Below are 5152 nucleotides of genomic sequence, written 5' to 3' on the forward strand. Positions count from 1 at the left end.
CGGCCGGTCCGCGCGGTGAGGCACAGCCATTGGGCAAGGAAGGCAAGAAACGTGACGATTGAGAAAAATACGCGGGAGCTGGACAAGGATATTGTCCGCGACTTCAGTTCCCGGATGAGCTACGCGTCCTACCTGCAGCTGCCGACGCTGCTGAGCGCCCAGCAGCCGGTCAGCACGCCGGAGCACCATGACGAGATGCTGTTCATCATCCAGCACCAGACCACGGAGCTGTGGCTCAAGCTGGTGCTCCACGAGCTCCGCAGCGCCGCCGCCTGGCTCCGCGCCGACGACCTCGGCTCGGCGCTGAAGGCGATCGCCCGGGTCAAGCACATCCAGAAAACACTCACCGAGCAGTGGTCCGTGCTGGCCACCCTCACACCCACCGAGTACTCGCAGTTCCGCGGTTTCCTGGGCAACTCCTCGGGATTCCAGTCCAGCCAGTACCGCGCGGTCGAGTTTCTGCTGGGCAACAAGAACCGCAAGATGCTGCCGGTGTTCGAATCCGACCCCGAGGCCCACGCGATGCTGCTGGAGATCCTCGAATCGCCGAGCATCTATGACGATTTCCTCGCCTACCTCAAGCGCCAGGGCTTCGACGTGCCCGCCGCACTGCTGGAGCGGGACGTCACCAAAGCGCACGAGTTCTGCGCCGAGCTGGTCCCGGTATTCAAGTACATCTATGAGAACGCCGCGGACAACTGGGGCGCCTACGAGGCCTGCGAGGAACTCGTGGACCTCGAGGATAACTTCCAGCTGTGGCGCTTCCGGCATCTGCGCACCGTGCAGCGCACCATCGGCATGAAGTCCGGCACCGGCGGCTCCAGCGGTGCTGCCTTCCTGCAGAAGGCGCTGGAACTGACGTTCTTCCCCGAACTCTTCGCCGTCCGGACGGAGATCGGCCAGTGAGCGCACTGACCCCGGCAGGGGCTGCGGCACAGAACCGCGATGCTTTGATGCAGCGCGCCCGGAAACTGGACGCCGCCGATCCGCTGGCCGCCTACCGCGACCACTTCATCGCTGCCGACACGGAACTTGCCTACCTGGACGGCAACTCCCTCGGCCGGCCGCTCAAGCGCACCGTCACCGACATCAGCAGCTTCATCCGGGACAGCTGGGGCGGCCGGCTGATCCGCGGCTGGGACGAGGAATGGCTGGAGCTCCCGCAGGCCATCGGCGACCAGCTCGGAAGGGCCGTCCTCGGTGCCGCCGCCGGGCAGACCATCATCGCCGACTCCACCACGGTGGTGCTATACAAGCTGATCCGGGCCGCGCTGGCTGCGGTCACGGACCCGGCGCGCACCGAAATCGTCCTTGACACAGAGAATTTCCCCACCGACCGCTACCTCGTCGAGGGCATTGCCCGCGAAGAGGGACTGACGCTGCGCTGGATCGACGCGGATCCCTCCTCCGGTGTGACCGTCGAGCAGGTACGCGCCGCCACCGGCCCGGCCACAGCCGTCGTGGTCCTGAGCCAGATCGCCTACCGCTCCGGGTTCCTCGCGGACCTGCCGGGGATCACCGCGGCAGTCCACGACGCCGGTGCGCTGGTGGTGTGGGACCTGTGCCATTCCGCCGGGTCGGTGGAGATCGCCCTGGACGCCGCCGGCGTCGACTTCGCCGCCGGCTGCACGTACAAGTACCTCAACGGGGGACCGGGTTCGCCCGCGTTCGCCTATGTCAACGCCCGGCACCTGCCCGGCCTCCAGCAGCCGATCTGGGGCTGGATGGGACGCAAGGACGCCTTCGAAATGGGGCCCGGCTACGAGGCCGCTGCCGGCATCCGGGGGTTCCTCAGCGGCACCCCGGCGGTCTTCGGGATGCTCGCGATGCGCGGCACCCTGGACCTGCTCGAGGAGGTCGGCATGGCCGCGGTCCGGGAGAAGTCACGCCTGCTGACCGCGTTCGCCGTCGAACTCCACGACGCGTGGCTCGCCCCGGCGGGGGTTGAACTCTCGACACCGCGGGATCCGGAACTGCGCGGCAGCCACATCACTGTGGACCACCCCGCGTTCCGGGAGATGACCGCGGCGCTGTGGGAGCAGGATGTCATCCCGGATTTCCGGGCGCCGCACGGACTCCGGATCGGGCTGTCCCCGCTGAGCACATCGTTTACCGAGGTGTACCGCGGGGTGGCCGCCATCCGCGAACGGCTGGATGAGGGCCCTTCCGGAAAACAGCAGGACCGGCCGTTTCGACAAGATTAGCGGCGTGCCGGTAAACTAAACGTTGGATCCGGCTGCAGTCCGTGGCGGCTGGCTCTTGTTGTGTACGGGAAATCCTCTCTTCGGAGCAGAATCACCGGCGCAGCACCCCCGGCAGTGAGTTACTGATTCGGGCCTCACGGCACATCTCTAGGAGTTATCGTGGCACTTGAAGCCGCTGTAAAGACGTCCATCATTCAGGATTTCGCAACGTCCGAGGGCGATACCGGTTCACCGGAGGTCCAGGTTGCAGTCCTGACTCAGCGGATCAAGGATCTCACTGAGCACATGAAGGTGCACAAGCACGATTACCACACCCAGCGCGGTCTGCTGGCCATGGTTGGTCGTCGCAAGCGCATGCTGACCTACCTCAAGAACACTGACATCACCCGCTACCGTAAGCTCATCGAGCGTCTCGGCCTGCGCCGCTAGTCAGCTTTAAGGGGCGGCCCCTTCCGTGACGGAAAGGGCCGCCTTCTTCACACAAAACTCAACAGGAGGATCAACCGCATCACGCATTCGCGGTCTTCGGTAGTGACTTCCGGGAACGGCTTCAACGAGTGAAGCCTTAGCCCGTGGGTCTCGATCGATGACCGGGTGCAGTGCAGGCCAGCAGACAGATGCTGGACTGGGTTGATGCGGCTGGACTCCGTGAACCACGAAACGGAGGTGACTCTCTATGGAGGGTCCCGAAATCCAGTTCTCAGAAGCAGTCATTGACAATGGCCGCTTCGGCAAGCGTGTAATCCGCTTTGAAACCGGCCGCCTTGCCAAGCAGGCAGCCGGCGCAGCGATGGTCTACATCGACGAAGAGACCGCGCTGCTGTCCGCAACCACCGCCGGCAAGCACCCGCGCGAAGGTTTCGACTTCTTCCCGCTGACCGTCGACGTCGAAGAGCGTATGTACGCCGCCGGCCGCATCCCGGGTTCGTTCTTCCGCCGCGAAGGCCGCCCCTCCACGGAAGCCATCCTGGCCTGCCGCCTGATGGACCGTCCGCTGCGCCCCGCCTTCGTCAAGGGCCTGCGCAACGAGGTCCAGATCGTCGTCACCGTGCTGTCCATCAACCCGGACGAGCTCTACGACGTGGTAGCGATCAACGCTTCCTCGATGTCCACCCAGCTCTCCGGCCTGCCCTTCTCCGGCCCGATCGGCGGCGTCCGCGTTGCCCTCGTCCAGGACGAGCACGGCCCGCAGTGGGTTGCGTTCCCGAAGCACTCCCAGCTTGAGAACGCCGTCTTCAACATGGTCGTTGCCGGCCGCATCGCCGGTGACGACGTCGCCATCATGATGGTTGAAGCCGAAGCCACCGACAACTCCTGGAACCTCATCAAGGAACAGGGCGCCACCGCCCCGACCGAAGAGGTTGTCTCCGAGGGCCTCGAGGCTGCCAAGCCGTTCATCAAGGCACTCTGCGAAGCACAGTCCGACCTGGCAGCACGCGCCGCCAAGCCGACCGTCGAGTTCCCGGTCTTCCTGGACTACCAGGACGACGTCTACGCCGCCGTGGAGTCCGCTGCCGCCGAGAAGCTGGCCGCCGTCTTCCAGGTCGCCGACAAGCAGGAACGCGACACCGCCTCGGATGCGCTCAAGGACGAGGTCACCTCTTCCCTGGCCGGCCAGTTCGAAGGCCGCGAGAAGGAGCTGTCCGCAGCCTTCCGCTCCGTCACCAAGCAGGTTGTGCGCCAGCGCATCCTCAAGGACCAGATCCGCATCGACGGCCGTGGCCTGACGGACATCCGCCAGCTCACCGCCGAGGTTGAGGTTCTGCCCCGCGTCCACGGCTCGGCCATCTTCGAACGCGGCGAGACCCAGATCATGGGTGTCACCACGCTGAACATGCTCAAGATGGAACAGCAGATCGACTCGCTGTCTCCCGTGACGCGCAAGCGCTACATGCACAACTACAACTTCCCGCCGTACTCCACCGGCGAGACCGGCCGCGTCGGTTCCCCGAAGCGCCGCGAAATCGGCCACGGTGCGCTTGCAGAGCGCGCCATCATGCCGGTGCTGCCGTCCCGCGAGGAATTCCCCTACGCCATCCGCCAGGTGTCTGAGGCCCTCAGCTCCAACGGTTCGACGTCGATGGGTTCCGTCTGCGCCTCCACGCTGTCCCTGCTCAACGCAGGTGTGCCGCTGAAAGCCGCTGTTGCCGGTATCGCCATGGGCCTGGTCTCCGACCAGGTTGACGGCCAGACCCGCTACGCCGCCCTGACCGATATCCTCGGTGCCGAAGATGCCTTCGGCGACATGGACTTCAAGGTCGCCGGTACCGCCGAGTTCGTCACGGCCATCCAGCTGGACACGAAGCTCGATGGCATCCCGGCCTCCGTCCTGGCCGCCGCCCTGAAGCAGGCCCGCGAAGCCCGCCTGCACATCCTGGACGTCCTGAACTCCGCGATCGACACCCCGGACGAGCTCTCCGAGTTCGCGCCGCGCGTCATCGCGGTCAAGATCCCGGTAGACAAGATCGGCGAGGTCATCGGCCCGAAGGGCAAGATGATCAACCAGATCCAGGAAGACACCGGAGCCGACATCTCGATCGAGGACGACGGAACTGTCTACATTGGCGCCACCAACGGCCCGTCTGCCGACGCAGCACGGTCCGCGATCAACGCCATCGCCAACCCGCAGATCCCGGAAATCGGCGAGCGCTACCTGGGCACGGTCGTCAAGACCACCACCTTTGGCGCCTTCGTTTCCCTGACTCCGGGCAAGGACGGTCTGCTGCACATCTCCGAGCTGCGCAAGATCGCCGGCGGCAAGCGCGTGGACAACGTCGATGACGTGGTCTCCGTCGGCCAGAAGATCCAGGTGGAAATCACCAAGATCGATGACCGCGGCAAGCTCTCCCTCTCTCCCGTTGTGGCTGACGAGGCAGGCTCCGAGAACGCTGACGACGCTGAGGTTTCCCTGGAGACCGCAGAGTAGTCTTTCCTGACTCAAGCGGCGG

The 5152-nt window shown here is 65.2% G+C and carries 4 protein-coding genes; all 4 read left to right on the forward strand.

Features of this window, described 5'->3' with window-relative positions:
* Positions 1 to 51 precede the first annotated feature (51 nt).
* The 4 genes from kynA (at position 52) to K789_RS0109810 (ending at position 5130) form a co-directional block, all read left to right on the forward strand.
* Complete coding sequence (gene kynA / locus K789_RS0109795; protein ID WP_024366598.1) at positions 52 to 906, forward strand: tryptophan 2,3-dioxygenase; 855 nt, start codon at positions 52 to 54, stop codon at positions 904 to 906.
* A gap of 47 nt (positions 907 to 953) precedes the next feature.
* Positions 954 to 2204: a kynureninase gene (gene kynU, locus K789_RS0109800; RefSeq protein WP_051180984.1), complete on the forward strand. Its 1251-nt coding sequence runs from the start codon at positions 954 to 956 to the stop codon at positions 2202 to 2204.
* Between the two features lie 159 nt (positions 2205 to 2363).
* Positions 2364 to 2633 (forward strand): 30S ribosomal protein S15, encoded by a 270-nt coding sequence (gene rpsO / locus K789_RS0109805; RefSeq protein ID WP_024366600.1) that lies wholly within the window; start codon positions 2364 to 2366, stop codon positions 2631 to 2633.
* 247 nt (positions 2634 to 2880) lie between these two features.
* Positions 2881 to 5130, forward strand: a complete 2250-nt coding sequence (locus K789_RS0109810) for a polyribonucleotide nucleotidyltransferase (protein WP_024366601.1) — start codon at positions 2881 to 2883, stop codon at positions 5128 to 5130.
* Positions 5131 to 5152 lie beyond the last annotated feature (22 nt).

It is taken from the genome of Arthrobacter sp. TB 26 (assembly GCF_000427315.1).
Classification (GTDB): domain Bacteria; phylum Actinomycetota; class Actinomycetes; order Actinomycetales; family Micrococcaceae; genus Arthrobacter.